Origin of the sequence: Streptomyces sp. NPDC002588 (genome assembly GCF_040295925.1) — a bacterium.
In the GTDB taxonomy this organism is placed as follows: Bacteria; Actinomycetota; Actinomycetes; order Streptomycetales; family Streptomycetaceae; genus Streptomyces.
The window spans coordinates 1-19,481 of sequence record NZ_JBEOWF010000021.1 but is presented as its reverse complement, the minus strand read 5'-3'; the positions used below and the strand labels follow the sequence as shown (position 1 = coordinate 19,481).

The 19,481-nt window shown below is 69.1% G+C and carries 21 protein-coding genes and 2 pseudogenes; 14 read left to right on the top strand and 9 right to left on the bottom strand.

The features are described from left to right. Nucleotides 1-238: 238 nt before the first annotated feature. Nucleotides 239-1,054, top strand: coding sequence for an endo alpha-1,4 polygalactosaminidase (locus ABT057_RS24140; RefSeq protein ID WP_352345647.1), 816 nt, complete (start codon nucleotides 239-241; stop codon nucleotides 1,052-1,054). Nucleotides 1,055-1,283: 229 nt separating this feature from the next. Here ABT057_RS24140 and ABT057_RS24135 read toward each other — a convergent pair whose 3' ends face one another. Beyond that, entirely contained in the window at nucleotides 1,284-1,499 is a 216-nt protein-coding gene (locus ABT057_RS24135; RefSeq protein ID WP_352345646.1) for a hypothetical protein, read from the bottom strand. Between the two features lie 207 nt (nucleotides 1,500-1,706). Here ABT057_RS24135 and ABT057_RS24130 point away from each other — a divergent pair, with 207 nt between their 5' ends. The 4 genes from ABT057_RS24130 to ABT057_RS24115 all read left to right on the top strand — a co-directional run bounded on the left by ABT057_RS24130 (nucleotide 1,707) and on the right by ABT057_RS24115 (nucleotide 5,152). Beyond that, nucleotides 1,707-1,829 (top strand): hypothetical protein, encoded by a 123-nt coding sequence (locus ABT057_RS24130; RefSeq protein ID WP_352345645.1) that lies wholly within the window; start codon nucleotides 1,707-1,709, stop codon nucleotides 1,827-1,829. Between the two features lie 114 nt (nucleotides 1,830-1,943). Further along, entirely contained in the window at nucleotides 1,944-2,738 is a 795-nt protein-coding gene (locus ABT057_RS24125; protein WP_352345746.1) for an NADPH-dependent F420 reductase, read from the top strand. A gap of 337 nt (nucleotides 2,739-3,075) precedes the next feature. Next, the gene (locus ABT057_RS24120; RefSeq protein WP_352345644.1) at nucleotides 3,076-4,086 is read left to right on the top strand and encodes an SMP-30/gluconolactonase/LRE family protein; all 1,011 of its coding nucleotides are present in this window, start codon (nucleotides 3,076-3,078) and stop codon (nucleotides 4,084-4,086) included. Between the two features lie 217 nt (nucleotides 4,087-4,303). Next, a complete protein-coding gene (locus ABT057_RS24115) occupies nucleotides 4,304-5,152 on the top strand; it encodes an SDR family oxidoreductase (protein ID WP_352345643.1) in 849 nt (282 codons plus the stop codon). 199 nt (nucleotides 5,153-5,351) lie between these two features. Here ABT057_RS24115 and ABT057_RS24110 read toward each other — a convergent pair whose 3' ends face one another. After that, nucleotides 5,352-6,287: a helix-turn-helix transcriptional regulator gene (locus tag ABT057_RS24110; RefSeq protein ID WP_352345642.1), complete on the bottom strand. Its 936-nt coding sequence runs from the start codon at nucleotides 6,285-6,287 to the stop codon at nucleotides 5,352-5,354. Between the two features lie 261 nt (nucleotides 6,288-6,548). On the opposite strand from ABT057_RS24110, the gene ABT057_RS24105 reads away from it, so the two are divergent. Then, nucleotides 6,549-6,797 carry a hypothetical protein gene (locus tag ABT057_RS24105; protein WP_352345641.1) on the top strand — a complete coding sequence of 83 codons (249 nt, stop codon included), beginning with the start codon at nucleotides 6,549-6,551 and terminating at the stop codon, nucleotides 6,795-6,797. On the opposite strand, the gene ABT057_RS24100 is transcribed toward ABT057_RS24105, so the two are convergent. Next, complete coding sequence (locus ABT057_RS24100; RefSeq protein ID WP_352345640.1) at nucleotides 6,769-7,668, bottom strand: helix-turn-helix transcriptional regulator; 900 nt, start codon at nucleotides 7,666-7,668, stop codon at nucleotides 6,769-6,771. The genes ABT057_RS24105 and ABT057_RS24100 overlap by 29 nt on opposite strands. Before the next feature lie 186 nt (nucleotides 7,669-7,854). On the opposite strand from ABT057_RS24100, the gene ABT057_RS24095 reads away from it, so the two are divergent. The 3 genes from ABT057_RS24095 to ABT057_RS24085 are packed head-to-tail and all read left to right on the top strand — an operon-like array spanning nucleotide 7,855 to nucleotide 10,743. Further along, entirely contained in the window at nucleotides 7,855-9,264 is a 1,410-nt protein-coding gene (locus ABT057_RS24095) for an MFS transporter (protein ID WP_352345639.1), read from the top strand. Further along, the gene (locus tag ABT057_RS24090; RefSeq protein ID WP_352345638.1) at nucleotides 9,261-9,644 is read left to right on the top strand and encodes a DUF2255 family protein; all 384 of its coding nucleotides are present in this window, start codon (nucleotides 9,261-9,263) and stop codon (nucleotides 9,642-9,644) included. Before ABT057_RS24095 ends, ABT057_RS24090 begins: the two co-directional genes overlap by 4 nt. A 55-nt stretch (nucleotides 9,645-9,699) precedes the next feature. Beyond that, nucleotides 9,700-10,743, top strand: a complete 1,044-nt coding sequence (locus tag ABT057_RS24085) for an NAD(P)-dependent alcohol dehydrogenase (protein ID WP_352345637.1) — start codon at nucleotides 9,700-9,702, stop codon at nucleotides 10,741-10,743. 6 nt (nucleotides 10,744-10,749) lie between these two features. Here ABT057_RS24085 and ABT057_RS24080 read toward each other — a convergent pair whose 3' ends face one another. Continuing rightward, a complete protein-coding gene (locus ABT057_RS24080) occupies nucleotides 10,750-11,808 on the bottom strand; it encodes a hypothetical protein (protein ID WP_352345636.1) in 1,059 nt (352 codons plus the stop codon). Nucleotides 11,809-12,295: 487 nt separating this feature from the next. Between ABT057_RS24080 and ABT057_RS49230 the strand changes: the two genes are divergently transcribed. Together ABT057_RS49230 and ABT057_RS24070 are read left to right on the top strand one after the other, a co-directional pair. Next, entirely contained in the window at nucleotides 12,296-12,565 is a 270-nt protein-coding gene (locus ABT057_RS49230) for a hypothetical protein (protein WP_502973959.1), read from the top strand. A gap of 167 nt (nucleotides 12,566-12,732) precedes the next feature. After that, nucleotides 12,733-13,035, top strand: a pseudogene (locus ABT057_RS24070) (transposase); the annotation flags it as partial. An 80-nt stretch (nucleotides 13,036-13,115) separates the two neighbouring features. Here the strand turns inward: ABT057_RS24070 and ABT057_RS24065 are convergent. Together ABT057_RS24065 and ABT057_RS24060 are read right to left on the bottom strand one after the other, a co-directional pair. Further along, entirely contained in the window at nucleotides 13,116-14,009 is an 894-nt protein-coding gene (locus ABT057_RS24065; protein ID WP_502973958.1) for a helix-turn-helix transcriptional regulator, read from the bottom strand. Between the two features lie 27 nt (nucleotides 14,010-14,036). After that, nucleotides 14,037-14,843: an SDR family oxidoreductase gene (locus tag ABT057_RS24060; protein WP_352345635.1), complete on the bottom strand. Its 807-nt coding sequence runs from the start codon at nucleotides 14,841-14,843 to the stop codon at nucleotides 14,037-14,039. Between the two features lie 418 nt (nucleotides 14,844-15,261). Here ABT057_RS24060 and ABT057_RS24055 point away from each other — a divergent pair, with 418 nt between their 5' ends. Then, entirely contained in the window at nucleotides 15,262-15,546 is a 285-nt protein-coding gene (locus ABT057_RS24055; RefSeq protein WP_352345634.1) for a hypothetical protein, read from the top strand. 6 nt (nucleotides 15,547-15,552) lie between these two features. After that, a complete protein-coding gene (locus ABT057_RS24050) occupies nucleotides 15,553-15,855 on the top strand; it encodes a transposase (RefSeq protein ID WP_352345633.1) in 303 nt (100 codons plus the stop codon). Here the strand turns inward: ABT057_RS24050 and ABT057_RS24045 are convergent. Continuing rightward, nucleotides 15,771-16,367 (bottom strand): annotated as a pseudogene (locus ABT057_RS24045) (2-phosphosulfolactate phosphatase); the annotation flags it as partial. The gene ABT057_RS24050 and the pseudogene ABT057_RS24045 overlap by 85 nt on opposite strands. 702 nt (nucleotides 16,368-17,069) lie before the next feature. Between ABT057_RS24045 and ABT057_RS24040 the strand changes: the two are divergent. After that, entirely contained in the window at nucleotides 17,070-17,891 is an 822-nt protein-coding gene (locus tag ABT057_RS24040; RefSeq protein ID WP_352345632.1) for a hypothetical protein, read from the top strand. A 20-nt stretch (nucleotides 17,892-17,911) separates the two neighbouring features. Here the strand turns inward: ABT057_RS24040 and ABT057_RS24035 are convergent, their stop codons facing one another. Both ABT057_RS24035 and ABT057_RS24030 read right to left on the bottom strand, forming a co-directional pair. Then, nucleotides 17,912-18,808, bottom strand: a complete 897-nt coding sequence (locus ABT057_RS24035; protein WP_352345631.1) for an IS982 family transposase — start codon at nucleotides 18,806-18,808, stop codon at nucleotides 17,912-17,914. 49 nt (nucleotides 18,809-18,857) lie between these two features. After that, nucleotides 18,858-19,259, bottom strand: a complete 402-nt coding sequence (locus ABT057_RS24030; RefSeq protein WP_352345630.1) for a hypothetical protein — start codon at nucleotides 19,257-19,259, stop codon at nucleotides 18,858-18,860. Nucleotides 19,260-19,481: the final 222 nt, after the last annotated feature.

Sequence of the window (19,481 nt, the reverse complement as noted above, 5' to 3'; positions counted from 1 at the left end):
GAACACGACAACCCGGGCTACGACCCTGTCATCAGCACCTGGTACTGGGACCCCTACACCTGCTAGGCGCTGCAATCGGCTGTGAACGTGAACGTGTGACCAGACGGCGCACACAGCCCACGCGGCCCGCCGGTTCTCAGGCGGGCCGCACCGCAACACCGCTGATCGACGAGGCAGTCGCCGAGGAACTCCATTTCGGCCCGCCCGCAGCCCCCAAGAAAGTGGAGTTTGCTCTCAGATGAACAACGTGAGTCGTGTGCTGTCCCGTCGCAGCCTCGCCATCGTCGCGGTCGCCGCGGCCGTGGTGAGCGCACCCTTGTCAACCCCGACAGCGTCCGCCGTCACGGTGACGCCGCCCCCGAAGCACGTGGGGTGGGACTACCAGATCAACGGTGGGTACACTCCGCCGGCCGGCGTGAAGGTGGTCAGCCGGGATCACGAGGACCAGCCCGCGCAGGGCATGTACAACATCTGCTACGTCAACGCGTTTCAGGCGCAGGAAGGCGCCGAGGGTGACTGGGACGACGACCTGCTGCTGCGCGACGGCGATGGGGAAGTAGTCTCCGACGAAGACTGGAACGAGGCGATCCTCGACATCCGCACGGATGCCAAGCGCAAGCGCATCGCCGCCCAGGTGAACACCTGGATCGACGACTGCGCGGCCAAGGGGTTCAATGCCGTCGAGCCCGACAACTACGACGCCTTCACCCGCTTCGGGGACTACCTGAACGCCGACCAGGCCGAGGCGTTCATGAAGCTGCTGTCGGCGCACGCCCACGAAAAGGGCCTGGCCATCGCCCAGAAGAACACCCTGGAACTGGCTTCCGACCGCACCTCCGTGGGTCTGGACTTCGCCCTCGTCGAGGAGTGCGGCGAGTGGGAGGAGTGCGGGGAGTTCGCCGAGGCCTTCGACGACAACGTGCTCGTGGTCGAGTACACGGCCAAGGGCCTGTCTCAGGCCTGCTCCGAGTGGGGCAGCACGCTGAGCATCATCCGCCGTGACGCGCAGGTCCTGCCCAAGGGCGAGAGCGGCTACCTCCGCCAGACCTGCTGAGGCAGATCCGCCCTGGCGTCCGCAACGCCGACCGCGTTCCGCTGGGAGGCGGGGTCCTCGAGTCGCCCCGCGCCAGTTCGACGCCGAGAAGCGGCTCTTCGCATCGCCGTAGGCCGCGTACCAGTGCCTGGGGCGCAGACCATGCAGTTGTGCGGCCTCCATCGCGAGCCGTCCGATGCTGCCGGTCGCGCCGACCACGAGTAGCCGCCGCTGATCGCACCGGTGGACTTCAGGAGTTCCCTCGGCAGGCCGTGTCGTCCACGGGTGACGCCGAGTCGGTGCCGTTCGCGCGCTGGTGGGCGACGATGCCGGGCCGTTGCTCGTAGATCGTGTCGATCAGGTCGCAGACGTGCTCGGCGACCGGGCGGCCGAGACCGCTGAGTTCGTAGTCGACCCGCCTGGCGACCGTGGCGTCGCATGCTCCAGCACCTTCCGTGAGGTGCACTGCGGGTCGAACACGTTCATCCCTCCCATGCGGTCGGTCCCTCGGCTCATGGGGTCATGCTCAACGGGTTGTCTGCTTATTCTAAGTAAGTACTATGCTTTCGTAAGTGTGAGCCGCTGAGGCTCCTGACGGGAGACGGTGTCCGATGAAATTTCTCCTCCGTGGCGCCGCCGGGGCCCTGTTCGTGGAGCGGGCCACCGGGGCCGGATGTCCGCCGACAAGGCCGCGGGGGAGCGGATCCTCACCGCCTCCGGTCCGGACTGGACGCCGGCCTACCCGGTGCCGCTGACCAACAAGCCGCCACAGGCGACATCCACGCCGTCGACCTGACCGCGCTCGGCCGCCTGCCCTGCCTGCCCGGCCTGTCCAGGTTCTCCGGAGCCGACGTCGCCGCCTTCCTGCTGGACACCGCCGTCGCAGGCTCGCAGTGCTCACCGTCGGTCGCTGACTCCTCGTCATGCCACCCCACACGCCCCACAAGGAGATCGATCCGTGATCAAGACCCTCGGCCTCATCGGCGCCGGCAACATCGGCAGCGCGCTGGCCCGCCTGGCGGTCGCCGCCGGCCTGAATGTCGTACTGAGCAACTCCCGCGGGCCCGAGACCCTCGCCGGCCTTGTCGCCGAACTCGGCGAACGGGCGCACGCTGCCACCCCCGCCGAGGCCGCGCAGGCCGGCGACCTGGTGGTGGCGACCGTCCCGCTGAACACCTACAAGCAGCTCCCCGCCGCCGCCCTGGCCGGCAAGACGGTCATCGACACCATGAACTACTACCCGGAGCGTGACGACCGGATCGCCGAGCTCGACGCCGGCGAGCAGACCTCCAGCGCCTTGGTCCAGCGACACCTGGCCGGCTCCCAGGTGGTCAAGGCCTTCAACAGCATCGACTTCGTGCGCCTGTTCAGCTCCGCCCGGCCCGCCGACGCCGACGACCGCAGCGCCCTGCCCGTCGCCGGTGACGACGAGGCTGCCAAGTCCCAGGTGGCCGAGCTGCTGGACGCGCTGGGCTACGACGCCGTGGACATCGGCACTCTCGCCGACAGCTGGCGCAGCGAGCCGGGCACCCCGGTCTACGTCCAGCCGTACCTGCCGGTACGGCCTGAAGGGCTGACCGCCGAGGAGACGGGCCGTTGGTTCTTCGAGGTCCCGGGCGTCCCGGTGCCCGTCGGCAAGGTGAGGGAACTGACCGACACCGCCGTCCGACGTTCCGCGGGCGACGCCCGCGCGACCCTCGCCTGAGGGCTGTTCGGCGGGTGGGGGGCCGTGCCACAGCCTGGAACACCGCTCCCCGGTACAGCCCGGCCTGTCAGCCAACGGGCCGGGCCCCTAGCCTGGCATTGGGCCAAGCAGCCATGCGTGACACCGCAGACCGAGGACACCGGACATCGCGCGTGCTCGCGAACACCGACGCGGGGACATCGAACCGAATGCGGCCGACTTGGCCGAGCCCGACGAGCTGCTCACTCTCGTGAACGGCCGCCACCGACGCCGCTGCATCTCCTCCATCTCTGTCCGCACCCTGCCGAGGGCTGCCCGGGAAGGGGGGAGGGCGCGGCCGCAACACGAAGAGAATGCGATGAACCACGGACGTATCCCCCTGAAGGAGCGGGTCAGGCTCGCGGCGGCGGTTGCCGCGACGTCGGCCGTCCTCGTCTCGGCGCCGTACGCGTCCGCCGTGACGGGCCAGGCGCAGCCGAAACCGGTCGTCACCCACGTGAAGACCGTCGCCTCCTTCGATTTCACGGTCGGTGACGCGCCGGAGAACGTCACCCTCAACCCGGACGGCTCGCTGACCGTCTCGATGCTCGGCGGTTCGGCGGGCCGGCGTCCGGCGCTCGTGCGGGTCGACGGGGCAGGGCACCGTGAGGTGCTCGTCGCCGGGCAGCCGGGTGACATGATCACCGGCAACACGCGCGGGCCCGACGGCAGCGTCTACTACAACGTGTCCTCCACCGACGCCGCCCGGTCCGGCGTGTGGAAGCTGCCGCTGGCCAAAAGCCCGCGGCGCATCGCCGCCCTGCCCGCCGGTGAGCTCCCCAACGGCCTGGCCATCGACCCGGCCGGACGCACCCTGTACGTCGCCGAAAGCTTCAAGGGTGCCGTCTGGACCGTTCCGGTCTCGGGCGGAACGGCGACTCGCTGGCTGACCGACGCCTCCCTCGCGCCGGCTGAGTCCCCGCTGCCGTTGGGCGCGAACGGGCTCCGTTTCCACAACGGCGCCGTGTGGGTCTCCAACTTCAGCGAGGGCACCCTGCTGCGGGTGCCGGTCACCGCCACCGGCTCGGCCGGCCCTGTCCATGCCGTGACCAGCGGCGTCGTGGGCATCGACGACTTCAACTTCCTGAGCGGCCGGTCAAACGTGGTGTTCGCCGCGCTGAACAGCCCCAACGAGATCGCCGTGGTCTACCCGAACGGCACCAAGAAGACCGTGCTGACCAGCGCGGACGGGCTCGCCTCGCCGACCGCGACCGTGGTGCGCGGACAGCGGCTGTACATCACCGACGGTGGGTTCGCCGAGTCCCGAGACGCGAAGCTCCAACAGGGGAAGATCAACTTTTCTGCTCTGTTCGCCGACTTCCCGTCCTAACCGGTCGGCGCCGGGATCCGAAGCAGCGAGGCCCGCTCCGGGTCCCGGCCGGACCGGCGGATCTCCTGCGGGAGTCAGGACGCTCGTCAGGCCCGGACGCGGTACAGAGAGCGAGGGCGGCACCGAGCGGTGCCCGGCAACGCGGAGCCGATCGGTCTGCCGGCCACGTCCCGGGCACCCGGCCACCCCGAAAACATGGAATGAAGGAGTCCGAAGAATGAGCACCGAGCGCAAGGCCGCCAAGGAAATCGTCGTCGTCATCGGCCCCGGCAGCATCGGCCTGGCCATCGCCCGCCGGGTCGGCGCAGGCCGCACCCTGCTGTTGGCCGGCCACGACGAGAAGGCCTCGCAGGCCGCGGCCGAGCAGCTGCGCGGCGAGGGCTACGAGGTCGCCGTCCAGACCACCGACATCTCCGATCCGGCCCAGGTCGAGGCACTGGCCGCCACGGCCGCCGAGATGGGCGCGGTCACCCAGGTGATCCAGGCCGCCGGCGTCTCACCCACCCAGGCGACCATCGAGCGGCTCCTGCACGTCGATCTGCTCGGCACGGCGTACGTCCTCGACGCGTTCGCCCGTGTGATCGCGCCGGGCGGGGCCGGCATCGTGGTCGCCAGCATGGCCGGGCACCGGGAGAGCCCCTACTCGCGCGAGATCGAGCACGCACTCGCGACCACCGAGACCTCGCAGCTGCTCGCGCTGCCGTTCCTGCAGCCCGACCAGATCGGCACCTCCGTCCACGCCTACGCCATGTCCAAGCGGGCCAACTCGCTGCGCGTGCAGACCGCCGCCGCCGCGTGGGGCAAGCGCGGAGCCCGCGTCAACGCCGTCAGCCCCGGCGTGATCATCACCCCGCTGGCCCTCGACGAACTGTCCGGCCCACGCCGTGAGTGGTTCGAGACGGTGCGCGAGGTTTCGGCCGCCAAGCGCTTCGGCACCTCCGAGGAGGTCGCCGCGGCCGCCGCCTTCCTGCTCGGTCGCGAGGCCGGCTTCATCACCGGCGCCGACCTCCTGATGGACGGCGGCGTGACCGCGGCGCTGCGCGCCGGTGAGCTGACCACGCCGTAACGAACCGAGAGCCGCGGCCGCGAATCCGCCCTCGTCCGGGCCGTGGGTGGGGCAAGACCTGCCATCGGTGCGGCAGGCCGCGTCGGCGGGCTCTCTGTCCTCAGGGCAGGCCCCCTCAGGGCAGGCGCTCAGGTTGTCCGCCGGGGAAGCGGGTGGCGGCACGGCCGCGGATCGATCGGGAGAAGAACCGGGGGAGGGGTCAGGACGAGGGGGAGGCCGGATCGTCCTCCACAGCCGCCGACCGGTCGTCGTGTGCCGGGGTCTTCTTCGTGGACTGCTCCTGCCCGAGCAGATCGAGCAGGACCATCGCGTCGTGATCTGCCGTGCCGGGCTCGGCGTGGTACGTCACCATGCGGTGGCCCGGGGTGCCTTCCAGTTCCATGGACTGGTAGCCGAGAGTGAGGTCGCCGACGTCGGGGTGGTGGAAGGTCTTGCGGCCGTGAGAGTGCCCCTTGACGTCGTAGCGCTCCCACAGGCGGGCGAACTCCGGGCTTTTCAGCAGGAGTTCACCGGCGAGCCGGGTGAGGTCGGGGGCGTCCGGATCGGTGCCGGCCAGGGCGCGCAGCCGGGCCACGCAGCCGCGGACCTGGGTGTTCCAGTCGCGGAACAGCTCACGCGAGGCGGGGTGGAGGAAGAGGTAGCGAGCGATGTTGCGCTCCCTGGCCGGCCAGTCCTCGAGGCCGGGGAGGAGCCGCAGGCCGCCGGGGTTGGCGGCGAGCAGGTCGTTGGTGCGGCTGACGACGTGCGCGGGGTAGGGGCGCAGACTCTCCAGGAGCAGCTTCACTCCGGGCCGGACGGTGCGGCTGGGCGCTGCGGGCGGCTCGGGCGCGCTGCGCGCGGCACGGGCGGCCAGACTGCGCAGGTGCTCGTGCTCGTCGTCCTCCAGCAGGAGGGCGCGGGCGAGGGAATCGACCACGGACGCGCTGGGCCGGGTCTCCTTGCCGCGCTCCAGACGGACGTAGTAGTCGATGCTGATCCCGGCCAAGGTGGCCAGTTCCTCGCGGCGCAGCCCAGGCGTACGGCGCAGGCCGGCACCCGGCGTCAGGCCGGCCTCCTCCGGGGCCACCCGGGCTCGGCGGGCGCGCAGGAAGCGCCCGAGCTCGGTGCCCCCACCGCTCTGCTGCTCGCTGTTCATGTCTTCCAGTCTGCGGTCTGCACCACCTCCGCGGCATATGCGTGGGGGGCCCTGTCACACCCCGGAATGCCGCTCCCCGGCACGGCCCGCCCTGCCATGCGGCGTGCGAGGCGGAGAGAGCCGATGCCATCGGGGATCTCCGTCGGAGACTCGTTCGTCCCGGCGCCGACAGCCTGCGTGCGGAGCACCGGCCCGAAACTCTGGACGGCCGAGGGCTGGGACCCTCCGCGAACAGCACCCGGCCCCACAGGGAGCAGCGCCATGAGGCACATCGGGCTTGGCGGCGAGCTGGACGCCGACCGGATCGGCATGGGCCCGATGCCCATCAACGCCCTCTGCACCGGCGCCAACGCGGACGACGCCGAACGCATCCGCGCCAACCACCGCGCGCTCGGCCTGGGCGTCACACACATCGACATCCGAACTGGGCTCGTTCAGCCGCCGCTGAGCCGGCCGGGTGAAGCGGCTTCGGCCGCCGCCGTCAATTCCCCTTCTCTTCCACGGCCTTGAGGTCCTCTTCGGTGGCGGTCAGGTCGAGGAGGATCATCTTGTTGTGGTCGGCGGTGCCGGGGATCGCGTAGTGGGCGACCAGCCGGTGGCCCGGGGCACCTTCCAACTGCATGGACTGGTAGTCGAGGGTGAGTTCGCCGAGGTCCGGCAGACGGAAGGTCTTACGGCCGTGGGTGTGCGCCCGGACGTCGTAACGGTCCCACAGTCGTGCGAACTCCGGGCTCTCGGCCAGTAGTTCGTCGACGAGCCCGACGAGGTCGGGGGCATCCGGGTCGGTGCCGGCCAGGGCGCGCAGGCGCCCCACGCACGCGCGGATCTGCTCGTCCCAGTGCTCGAAGACCGTGCGGGCGCCCGGATCGAGGAACACCCAGCGCGCGACGTTGCGCTTCTCCGCCGGCCACTGCTCCATGCCCACGAACAACCGCAGCCCACCCGGGTTCCAGGCCAGCAGGTCCATCGTACGACCGACCACGACCGCGGGGTTGGGCCGCAGACTCTCCAACAGCAGCTTGATCCCGGGTCCTACCGACGAGGTGGGCGCCTTCGGGGGCTCGGAGGCGGCCGGGCGGGCGGCACGGACGGCGAGGTCCCGCAAGTGCTCGTGCGCGCGCTCGTCCAGCAGGAGGACACGCGCGAGCGCGTCGACGACGGACGGGCTGGGGTGGGCCTCCTTGCCCCGCTCCAGGCGCGTGTAGTAGTCGATGCTCACCCCCGCGAGGGTGGCCAGCTCCTCACGGCGCAGACCGGGCGTGCGCCGCAGGCCGGGGCCCGCCTTGAGACCCACCTCCTCGGGCGTCACCCGGGTGCGGTGGGCACGCAGGAAACGCCCCAGCTCAGTGCCGTCGCCGCCGTTGCGCTGCTCACGTGCCATGCGGCCAGTCTGGCAGGCCGGGCAACAGGGATCCACGGGCTGGGCTGGGGGGCCCTGTCACACCCCCGAACAGCGCTCCCCGGCACAGCTCGGCCTGCCACGCGACGCGTCCGGCGCGCAGGCTGGACGGCGGTCGAAGCCCTCGTTCCGTACCGAGAGCCCGTTTCCCCGTCAGGAGATCCACCAGTGTCCAGTTCCGTCGCATCGGACAGGCCGTCGCCGTCGGCCGATACCGCCGCCGGGCGGCCCGGCCCCACCGCGAACGGTGCCCGGTGGGCGCTGGCGGCCGCGCTGCTCGGCTTCTTCGTGATGACGCTCGACGCTCTGATCGTCAACGTCGCCCTGCCCGAGATCGGGCGCGGCTTCGGCGGCGGCATGACGGGGCTGCAGTGGGTGGTGGACGGCTACACGCTGATGTTCGCCGCGCTGCTGCTGTCCGCGGGGTCCGTGACCGACCGCATCGGCGCGCGCCAGGCCTTCGGGGCGGGGCTCGTGGTGTTCACCGCCGCCTCTGCGGCCTGTGGTTTCGCACCGAACCTGGGCGTGCTGGTCGTGGCACGGCTGGTGCAGGGTGCGGGCGCCGCGGTTATCGTACCGGCCTCGCTGGCCCTGATCCGCGAGGCGTTCCCCGACCCGGCCCGGCGTGCCCGGGCGATCTCGGTGTGGGCGATGGGCGGGTCGGTGGGCGCCGCGGCGGGGCCGGTGCTGGGCGGGGTGCTGAGCGAGCTCAGCTGGCGGATGATCTTCTTCGTCAATCTGCCGGTGGGCCTGCTGGCGCTGTTCCTGCTCACCCGGACCGCCCGCTCGCCCCGCCGGGGCGACGCCCCGTTCGACTGGACCGGACAGATCGCCGCCGTGGCGGCGATGGGCGGCCTGACCTACGCGGCCATCGAGGCCGGTGCCGTCGGCCTGGACGCGCCGCGCGTGCTGCTCGCCCTGGCGGTGGCCGTGGTCGCGGCGGTGGTCTTCCTGGTGGCCCAGGCACGCGGCCAGAACCCGATGGTGCCACTGGAGCTCCTGTGCGCCCGGACGATGGCTCTCTCGGCGACCATCGGGTTCGCCCTCAACGTCGGCTTCTACGGCATGATTTTCCTGCTCGGCCTGTACCTCCAGCAACAACAGGACCTGTCGCCGACGGCCACCGGCCTGGCGTTCCTGCCGATGACACTGGTGACCGCGGTCGTCAGCCCGACCGCCGCCCGGCTCGCCGCGAGGTTCGGGCCGCGGATGCCGATCGTCACCGGGCAGCTCCTGATGGCCGCCGGCCTCGTGGTGCTCTGCGTTCCGTCGGCGTCGGCGCCCGCGTGGCTGCTGGTCCTGCTGATGATCCCGGTCGGAACCGGCGGCGGCCTCGCCGTACCGGCGGTGACCTCACTGCTTCTCGACCGGGTCCCGGCTCAGCGAGCGGGAACCGCGAGCGGCGTGCTGAACGCCTCCCGCCAGCTCGGCGGCGCCCTGTCCGTGGCCGTCTTCGGCGCCCTGGTCTCCCGGCACACGCATTTCCTGCACGGCCTGCGCACCAGCCTCCTGATCGCCGCGCTCCTCGTGGTCCTGACCGCGGCGGCGTCCGTACTCCTCAAGGAGGAGACCTCATGACCTCGACATCGGCCTGGACGAGCGAGGAGCTCGACAGCATCGGAAACGCGGAGGAACTGCAGATCGCCTCCCTGCGACGCGGCGGCGAGCTGGGCAGCCGGCGGACGATCTGGGTGGTCCGCGTGGGCGACGGCATCTACGTCCGCTCCGTCAACGGCCCCGGCTCCGACTGGTACCGCGGCACCCGGGCCCGCCGGGAAGGCCGTGTCCAGGCGGGCGGAGTCGGCAAGGACGTCACGATCATCGACGCCGACGTCGAGGTCAATGACGCCGTGGACACCGCTTACCGGACCAAGTACGGGCACTACGCCGCGTACATCATCAAGGCCATCACCAGCCCCGAGGCGAGCTCCACCACGATGCGGCTCGAACCCCGCTGACCGGATCGCGCAAGGCCGACAGCAAGTGCACCAGAACCATCAGACCGGAGAAGCCATGTTCACCGTCAACGCGTACGCCGCCACGGCCGCTGCCGAACCCCTTGCCCCGACCACCGTCGAGCGGCGTGACGTGGGCCCGCACGATGTCCTCATCGAGATCAAGTACTGCGGTATCTGCCACTCCGACATCAGCCACGCCCGCAGCGAGTGGGGCGAGCAGAGCTATCCGATCGTGCCCGGGCACGAGATCGCCGGCATCGTCGCCGAGATCGGCTCCGCGGTCACCGGGTTCGCCGTCGGCGACCGGGCCGGCGTCGGCTGCATGGTCGAGTCCTGCCGTGAATGCGACTCGTGCCTGAAGGGCGAGGAGCAGTACTGCCTGAAGGGCAACACCCTCACCTACGGCGGCATCGACAAGGACGGCACGATCACCCAGGGCGGCTACTCCACCCACGTCGTCGTCACCGAGGACTTCGTCGTCCGTATCCCCGACGGCATCGACCTCGATGAGGCGGCCCCGCTGCTGTGCGCCGGCATCACCACCTACTCCCCGCTGCGCCGCTGGGGCGCGGGCCCGGGCAAGAAGGTCGCCGTCATCGGCCTGGGCGGCCTGGGCCACATGGCCGTCAAGCTCGCACACGCGATGGGCGCCGAGGTCACCGTCCTGTCGCAGTCGCTGAAGAAGATGGACGACGGCCTGCGCCTGGGCGCCGACCACTACCACGCCACCAGCGACCCGGCCACCTTCGAGCAACTGGCCGGCACCTTCGACCTCATCGTCAACACGGTCAGCGCCAAGCTCGACCTCGACGCCTACCTCGGCCTGCTGGCCGTGAACGGCGTCCTGGTCAACGTCGGCGCCCCCGCCGAGCCGCTGTCCCTCAACGTGTTCTCGCTGATCCTGCGCGGCCGCTCGTACGCCGGTTCCCTGATCGGCGGCATCCGCGAGACCCAGGAGATGCTCGACTTCTGCGCCGAGCACGGCATCGGCTCCGAGACCGAGATCATCCCCGCAGAGAAGATCAACGAGGCATACGAGCGCGTCCTCGCCTCCGACGTGCGCTACCGCTTCGTGATCGACACCTCGACGCTGGCCTGACTACACCTAGCGGACCAGAAGAGTGACGACCAGAGGCACGGTGCCGGTCAGGAGGGCCAGCACCATGGAGGCCAGCGTCTGACTGTTCACCATGCCGAGGGGGCCACTGCTGACGTCCTTGAAGAGCCCGTGTATCCGTTGTACTTCGTCGTCGAACTCTTGTGGACGAACGGGGGGACGCTGCGGCATGGCGTGGTTGAGTCGACGGAGTGTCGCGATGCGCCGCTCCGTGACCGCCAGCGAAAGGCGCCAGTGGGAATACAGAACGAGGAGGATCAGGGCGGACATAAGGGCCACCGCAAAGGTCCACTTGACCGCCGACAATAATTTGTTTTCAGGTGCGTGCCGGGAAAGATATATCACCGGTGCGAACGACACGGTCAGCCCGATTGCGGACCAGGCGGTCACCAGCCGGTACCAGCGGGCCAAATTCTCCATTCCGGGTGTGCTGGCCGGGGCAACCCACCACAGTGACAAACAGCCGGTGGCCGTGATGACCCGGGAGAGTTTCGCAGCCCGCAGAATCCAGTAGAGACAGTTTGCCCCTGCGGCTCCGGTCATGGCCACAGCGGCGAAGGCGGCGGCCATGAGGAGCTTCTGGTCGGTGAGCAGATGCGCCTTGGACAACGCATACACAGCCGCCACGGACACCGTCGCGCCCCCCGCCATGTACCGTAATTGACGTGAGGGCGCTGTTCCGCGGTCGATCCATTCATGGAACCGGCGTCGTCCACGTGCTGTCAGAATTTCGTCCACGCTGGCAATGCTGTAATACAGTACACGGCAGCCTGACCACTGGCAGAGGACAACGACGAGATTCACCGTCGAGTAGTACGTGAGCCAGAGGAAGAAGTCTCCTTGGAACAGGACGGCGGGATTTCGTATTTGTGACACGGCGACGACGATGGGCGGTGCATAGCTGACGGAGATGAAGAGGACCCCTGCTTTTCGATTCCAAAGATTGCGTGATCCGGCAGCCCGCACGCCGAACAGGCGGAGAACCATGATCCGGGAGATGTCCGTGGCAAGCCGCTCGCGGAGCTGTGGGGTCGCCGTGGTCGACATGATCGGTAACCTCCGTGCAGGCGGGCCGCGCAACGATTGCAGCGCATCCCGACCACTCCCGTAAAGACCGGCGTGGCCCCGCCGCGTGGGCACGGCTCGCAGCCCAGGGGGCACCCGGTTCGATCTGCGACTGAGCTGTACTGCAGCGGGACAGGATGGATCGTCAGCGGGCGGTGCGCTCATGGACGTCTGGGGCCTGGCAGGAGCATTCACCCTCGCACGCATCGCGGCAATGATCGGCGCGGCCGACGGATGGTTGAGCGATCGCATGAGAACTCCTAACAAAAAGGCGGCGCTTCTCCTCTTGGAACGGTGGTATCTGACGGTATGTCAGCCTTCACATAAGGAGGGGTGAGCAACTTCCCTGGATCGTGTCCGATGAGTTGTGGGCGCGGATCGAGCCGTAGCCGCCGGTCGGACCGCGCCGGGCCGATCACCCGGGACCAAGCGTCTGGATGACCGCAAGGTCGTGTGCGGGATCCTGGTCATGCTGTACACCTGCATTCCGTGGGAGTTCCTTCCCCAGGAGCTGGGCTTCGGCTCCGGCATGAACTGCTGGCGTCGTCTGCGGGACTGGAACGACGTGGGTGTCTGGCAGCGTCCGCACGAATCGCTGCTGGCCGAGCTCCATGCCGCCGGCGCTCTGGACTGGTCGAGGGAGGTGATCGAGGGCTCCCACGTACGGGCCATGAAGGGCGGCCCAAAACCGGACCGAGCCCGGTCGACCGTGCCGGAACAGGCTCCAGGCACCATCTGATCACCGAAGCTCATTGAGGCCGTTCCATCGGTGCGCGGCCGACGCGGACGGCCCCGCCGACGCCCCGACCGCCTCTCCGACAACGACAAGTACCGCAAGCAGGTCCGAGCGGCAGGATCACGCCGGTCATCGCCCGCCGCGGCACCGAACACGGCTCAGGACTGGGCGTCCACCGAGGGGTCGTCGAGCAGAGCTTCGCACTCCACGCGCGGTCCGGTCATTTCCAGGCCAATGCCGCGTGGCTCGCCCTGGCGGGCCTGGCACACGACCTGACCCGCGCCGCCGGCGCCCTGGCCTCCGCGTTCCATGCCAGGGCGACCACCGCCACCATCCGTGACCGCCTGATCAACGTGCCCGCCCGCCTGGCCCGCTCCGCCCGCCGCCTCACCCTGCACCTGCCCGAACGCCGGCCCTGGAGCATGGACTTCATCCAGCTGTTCAGCACGGTGCATGCACCGTCGGCCCTCTGACGCTCCCTGACCGACCTGCCCGAAAGGGCCCGAGACCTGTGGACAAAGTGGAAGAGCTGGGCAGACCAGCGGCCGCCCCACTATCCGTTGTGTGCTTCGAGCTCGGTCGCCAGCGTCTGTTGGGTGGCCGCCCACGACGCCAGGAGCGCTAAATTGTCAGCGGTCGGTGTGCCCGCGGGTGCGGTGTAGACGTTGAGGTGCAGGCCGGGTTCGGCGGGCAGTTCCAGGGACTCGATGTCCAAGTCGAGCTGGCCCACGATCGGATGGCGCACACGCTTGCGGCCGGACCGGTGCAGCCGCACGTCCTGAGATGCCCACCGCTGCCGAAACAGCTCACTGCACGTTGACAGTTCGCCGACCAGGGCGATCAGCTCCTCGTCGTGCGGATTGCGGCCGGCTTCCATGCGTAGCTTGGCGGCCGCGGCACCGACAATTTGGTCGTAGTCGACAAAGAAATCTCTGGCCGCCTCGGGGTTTAGATAGACGAACCGCGCTGTGTTCGCGGGCCGTCGCGGGTCGGCCAGCACCGGTGAATACAGCGCGCGAGCGAGTTGATTCATGGCGAGCACGTCATAACGGCCGTTACCGATCCAGGCCGGCGCATCGGAGATCGCGTCGAGCACCTGCCGCAGCGTCGAGCGCACCGTCACGGCAGGCCTACGCCGACGTGGGCCGCTGGGCGCCCTGGATTGGCGCGCGAGGTGGAACAGGTGGTCGCGCTCGGCCTCGTCGAGTTGCAAGGCAGAGGCCAACGCGTCGAGCACGCCGTCGGAGGTACCGGCGAGGCTGCCGCGCTCCATGCGCACGTAGTAGTCGACCGATACCCCCGCCAGTAGCGCTACTTCCTCGCGGCGCAGACCTTTGACCCGACGGTTGCCGCCGTAAGCGGGCAGGCCCGCCTGCTCGGGTGCGATGCGGGCGCGACGCGAGCTGAGAAACTCCCGGATCGCGGTGCGTAGATCCATCGTGGCCATTCCCTCACCGTAAGCCCGTCCCGCAGTCTAAGGGGTACCCGATGCGGTCGTCGCGATGCCGCCGTCCACCGGGATGATGGTGCCCGTGAGGTAGGACCCAGCCCGGCTGGCGAGAAACACGGCGATACCCGCCATGTCGTCGTCGCGGCCGAGTCGGCGCAGAGGGGCCGCCGCCGCGATCGTGTCGCCGATGGCATCGAGCGTGGACGCCATCATCTGCGACGGGAACACTCCCGGTGCTACCGCGTTCACCGTGACGTGCTGTGGGCCCAGCTCTCGGGCAAGCACTCTGGTGAGTTGATGGAGTGCCGCTTTGCTGCTGGCGTACGAGTAGTTGGGCGACTGGGCGACGTGGATGGCGGCGATACTGCCGATGTTGATGATCCGCGCGGGATCATCGGCGGTGCCCGCCCTGCGTAGTGCGGGGAGCAGCGCCTGCACCAGCCAGAACGGCGACTTGAGGTTGAGGTCGATCACTGCGTCCCAGGCCTCGTCCGGGAACGTCGCCAGCGGCTCGCGCCACATCGCTCCCGCGTTGTTGACAAGGATGTCCAGGCGTTCCGAGCCAACCATGACAAGATCAGCGAGGCGCTGACACTCGTCATGCCTGGACAGGTCGGCGGGGATTGCTTGAACGTCGCCGAATTCGGACAGTAGATGCTGTGCCTCCGCGCACGTGTCTGCCTTGCGTGAGCTGATGACGACGCGGGCGCCCGCCTGGAGAAGGCCGCGGGCTATCATCATCCCAATGCCCTTGGTGCCGCCAGTGACAAGGGCGTACTTCCCACTCAGATCGAAAAGTTCTGTGTGAGTGGTGAATTGGTTGTCCGCCATTGGTCTCCGTCCCTTCTGCCGTGGAGGAATGCGCCGAAACGGTCGCACATTCGCGGCAGCTGAATTGAACTGATGTGGATAAAGCTGCAGTGCGCGTCCATGTTGACAGGCGTTTTGGACGTCTGGGAGACCCTGGTGATACAGGTACTGTGAGAGCCACCCTTGCCTGGTGCGCTGACCTCGGATCCACCAGCCTGATGCCGGTGGACGGTTCTTCCAGAAACGAAGAAGTGCCTTGCGACCTGCGATGATGGGGTTTCTCTAGGAGCACATCAGGCACGCCCGGCAAGGCACTTCCGAGATGCAGTCTTCCCATACCGCGGCGGCGGTCTCCTCCGCAACTGATGTCGCTGGTGGGCGGCATGGCCGCAGGCGCCGACAGCATCGACGAAATGGACCGGCTGCGGCACGGTGCGATATGGGCCGCCTGTTCTCCGGAGTGCGGGCCCCGTCCACGCTGGGGTCGTTCCTGCGCTCCTTCACCCACGGGCATGTGAAGCAACTGCACGGCGTGGCCCGCCGGTTCCTGCCCGAACTGGCCCGTCACACCCCGCTGCTGCCCGGCGCGGACCAGGCCGCATACGTGGACATCGGCGACACCATCCGCCGCACCCACGGCTACGCCAAACAGGGCGCTGGCTACAGATACAGCGAGGTCAAGGGCCTGAATGGACTGCTCGGCGTCGTCTCCACACCTCTGTGAGCTCCCGTGATCGCCGCCACCAGGCTGCGCAAGGGACCCTCGAACTCCGCGCGCGGGGCGGCAGCGTTCGCCGCTGAGACCATCCGCACCGCACGCGCCTGCGGCGCCGGCGGCCTGCTGGTGCTGCGGGCGGACTCCGCGTTCTACGGCGCCGACGTCATCAACGCCTGCCGGGCCCTGGGTGCCCGCTTCTCCATCACCATGCGGATGAACGCCTCCGTCAAGGCCACCATCGCCCGCATCGACGAGGACGCCTGGACACGGTGGAGATACGGCGGTGCCTCGGCATCGGCTCCGGTGAGACGTTGACCGATGTGTGCAGCGCAGGCCAGATCCTCATCGGCCTGCCCTCCATCGCCGGTCACGACGAACGTCACCGGACCCGAACCCTCGGTCTTCAGGAACTTCGCGGTCGCGCCGGCTGCCATGAAACTCGCGCACATGACCAGCGGCGAGCTCGCGACGGCCAGCGCACCGACGGTTTCGGCCGTCGTCTTCTGCACAACCGTGCGACCGGACAGATCGAGCGACCAGATCAGACCAGGTGAGTTCACCGTGTCGAAGCCCTCTGCCGGAGCACCGTCCTTCAGTGCCAGCCACCCCGAACGACTCTCGTTCAAGGCCAGTGCCTCATCCTCCGACGAGGCCAGGACGATCCTCTAGGCACCATGCGAGAAGGCCCAGGCAGCCACGGTGAAGGCCCGCATCACGTCGACGACGACCACAACACGCGGGACGTCCGTCAACTTCGGAATACCGACGAAGCGATGGTCATCGCGCCATTCTCGCTGAGGCCCACCTCGCTCATGCCGACGGGTGATCCAACGACCGTCACCGGGACTTGGGACACGGCGGTGCCGTCATTTGGCATCGGCATCCGTGCCTCGGCTGATCAGCAACTGCCTCCGGAACCAGCCGGCAAACGCTGTTCCTGGACATCAACGAAGCCATGCCGGCGATTTCGCATCTCTGGTGACGTAGCGGCCTGCATACACGAGTGCGGCGAGCTGTAAATCCGCGCCATGCAGGTCCGCCGCCTCTCCCGAACGATCCGCCAGCCAGCGAACTTCGTCGGCATGCCGACGTGAGGCAGTCAGCGGCTGTGCCGCCGCACACACCATCGAAGGCTCCGTGCTCCCGCCTTCGTGGTCAGTGTCACATCCACGTCCGAGTCCACCGGCAACTACGTGGCGAAGCACGGGGTTTCACGGATGCCGCCCCGGCTCCCGGTAGGCCAGACTCATGCCTCCTCGTAGCCGGGGTGGGATCGGGGCCGTCTGGGAAACTTCCGGGTGAAACGGGCGATCGGCTACGGCTCGGGGGACGGGCTCTGCGGCACACGCGGTGTTCACGGCCGGCGAGGACGGGGATTTCGCGTGATTCGCCTCGTCAGGGTGACAGCCAGGCTGATGACCAGGGATTGGGGGGTGCCAGTAGTGGCTCTGCAGCCGAGTCCGCAGCCTGCCGCTCCAGCGTCCGGCGGGAGGTGGTCGCACCTGGCGACCGGGGCGGAGCTGGCCTTCATGGCGCAGCTCGTCGTCGCGGGAGCGGTCTTCCTCGCCACCGCCGGCATGCGCGACGACCATGGCGTCGGCTTCGCCGGTGGCGCCCTCGCCTGGACTCCCCGGGTGCTCCTCCTCATAGTCCTCGCCGGGTACCTGCACTGGCTGCTGTTCACCCTGCCTGCCATGGCGCTGGCCCGGCTTCTGGTGGCCCCGCCGTGGGCGGCGCTGCGGGCGGCGCTCGGGGCCGCCGCGGTCACCGCGGCCCACATGGCGTGGGCCACCTCCGTGTGGGACATCCCGGTCGGGTGGACGGTGGTCTGGATCGCGGGCACCGGGCTACTTCCGGTGACGGCAGCCTGGTACGCGCACCACCGGTCGCTGGGTTGGGGCGCGATGGCGGCACGAATCGGCGCTGTCACCGGAGCGGTCCTGCTCCTCGCCGTGGTCGGCGGGTTCCTCCAGGAGTGGACCCACTGGCACGCGTACGAGCCGCTCCGGCTTGACCGGAGTCAGTACGTCGGGGACTGGACCGGCGGCGGCGGTGCGTACCGGCTGCGGCTGAGCGAGAGCGGCGAGGCCGAGGGCGACAACATGCCGTTGGTCGACGAGAACGCCGGGCCGTGGGACTCATGTTCGGGCACCGGGACGTGGGCCTTCGTGCCGCAGCCCGAGGCCGGCCGCCCGGCCCACGACGGGATGCGGGACCGAATCACGCTCACGATCCCGGGCTGCGGCGCCCTCCGTGACTGGCAGGCGGCCGGCACGGTCGACCGGCCGCAACTGTTCGTCGTCAAGGGAGCCCCGGGCACCCCCTCGGTCATCACCCTGCACCGCCCCTAGATGAGTAGTTCCGATGTGGCTCAGTGGGCGTAGGCGATGAGTGACCTGGTGATGGGGGCGCCGATGGTGCGGTTGTGCCAGATTGCGCAGTTCATCGCCAGGATTCGCTGGGCCACCCGGACTCCGACGCCGTCGATGGTGCGGCCGCCGTGCTGTTCGAGGTCGAGCTGGCCTTTGAGGGCGTCGTTGACCGATTCGATCAGCTGGCGGACGGTTTTGAGCAGGGGTTCGGCGGGGTGTGGGGTGCCGCGGTTGCGGTAGGAGGGCCGTAGCAGGCTGATGCCGCGGGCGGCGAGGAAGCGGTCGAGTTCGGCGGCGATGTAGCCCTTGTCCGCCAGGATCAGCAGGCCCGGCCGGGCCGCCGCCAGATGAGGTTCGTTGTCGGTCAGGGCGGCCAGGACCTGCCGCTCGTCGATCTTCGGATCGGCCAGGGCCCAGGTGACGGGCAGGCCAGCCGGGGTGCACACCAGGTGCAGCTTCAGGCCCCTGTAGAAACGGGAGTGCGAGCGGCAGTAGCCGTAGTTGGCCCAGCCGGCCAGGTCGGAGCGTTTGACCGTCTCGCGGGAGCGTGCGCACTCGACGGGTGTGGAGTCCACGATCCACACATCGTCCGGCCACAGGTCGGTAGCCGCTGCCGGCGACCGGATGGCCCGCTTGACCAGGGGCAGAGCAGCTCGCAGCCGCTTGTTGTAGGCGGGCCGTTGCGGCAGATACGGGAACATCCCGTGCAGATGGGCGTGGGCGAAGCGCAGCCAGCGGGCCTCGCAGTGGAAGCCCAGTACGACCTGGGCCACCGCCAGAGTCACCAGCTCGGCATCGGTCAGCCGCGGCGGCCGCCCACGCCACCGCGGGGTCTTCAAACGGTCATCGACATGCACGTACAGTGCCGTCAAGAGGGTGTGTAAATCGGTCGTCACAACCCGATGTTGGACACCCTCCCTCCGTCTGAGAACCTCGCAATCGGAACTACTCGTCCAGCGCCGCGTGCAGTGCATGGAACGCCTCACGGAGTTCCGACGTGGCGATCGGATCGATCTCCATCTGCAAGTGACACACGGTGTCGTCGCCATTGGGGGTCAGGCGCACGAAGAAGGCGAAACCGTCCCCGACTGGCTCCGCGTTCAATGTCAGCGGATTGTTGCGGCCCGGAGTCACCGCCGCCGAAAAGCGGACACTCGACGGAGTGTGCAGGTGCGAGAGCATCCGCGCCGCGAAGTTCGCAGCCTCGGCAGCGCTGAGATCCGCGGTGAAGTCAGCCGTCAGGCAGGAGCTCCAATCTGCGGTGACCTGCCAACCGTCCCCACCGGTCCGAGCCAGCTCCAGCCACGCATCATCGCTGCCGAGGCGTATCCGCGGTTGTTCCATCATTGCCCTCCGACATGCGTGCCTGCGCTCAAGATCTTATGGGGCGGATCTCCGTCGTTGGAAGTTGTCGCACGTCATTCACCCACCCAGCAACCCGGCGAACTTTCCCGGTCAGAGCACCTGGTACGGGGTGCCGCCGAGCAGCGAGCGGCCGGGTGCGGCGAGGGTGCGGCGGCAGCGGCGTGGGGGGGGGGGGGCTGTGTCCGCCCCCAACCCCAGAGCCGT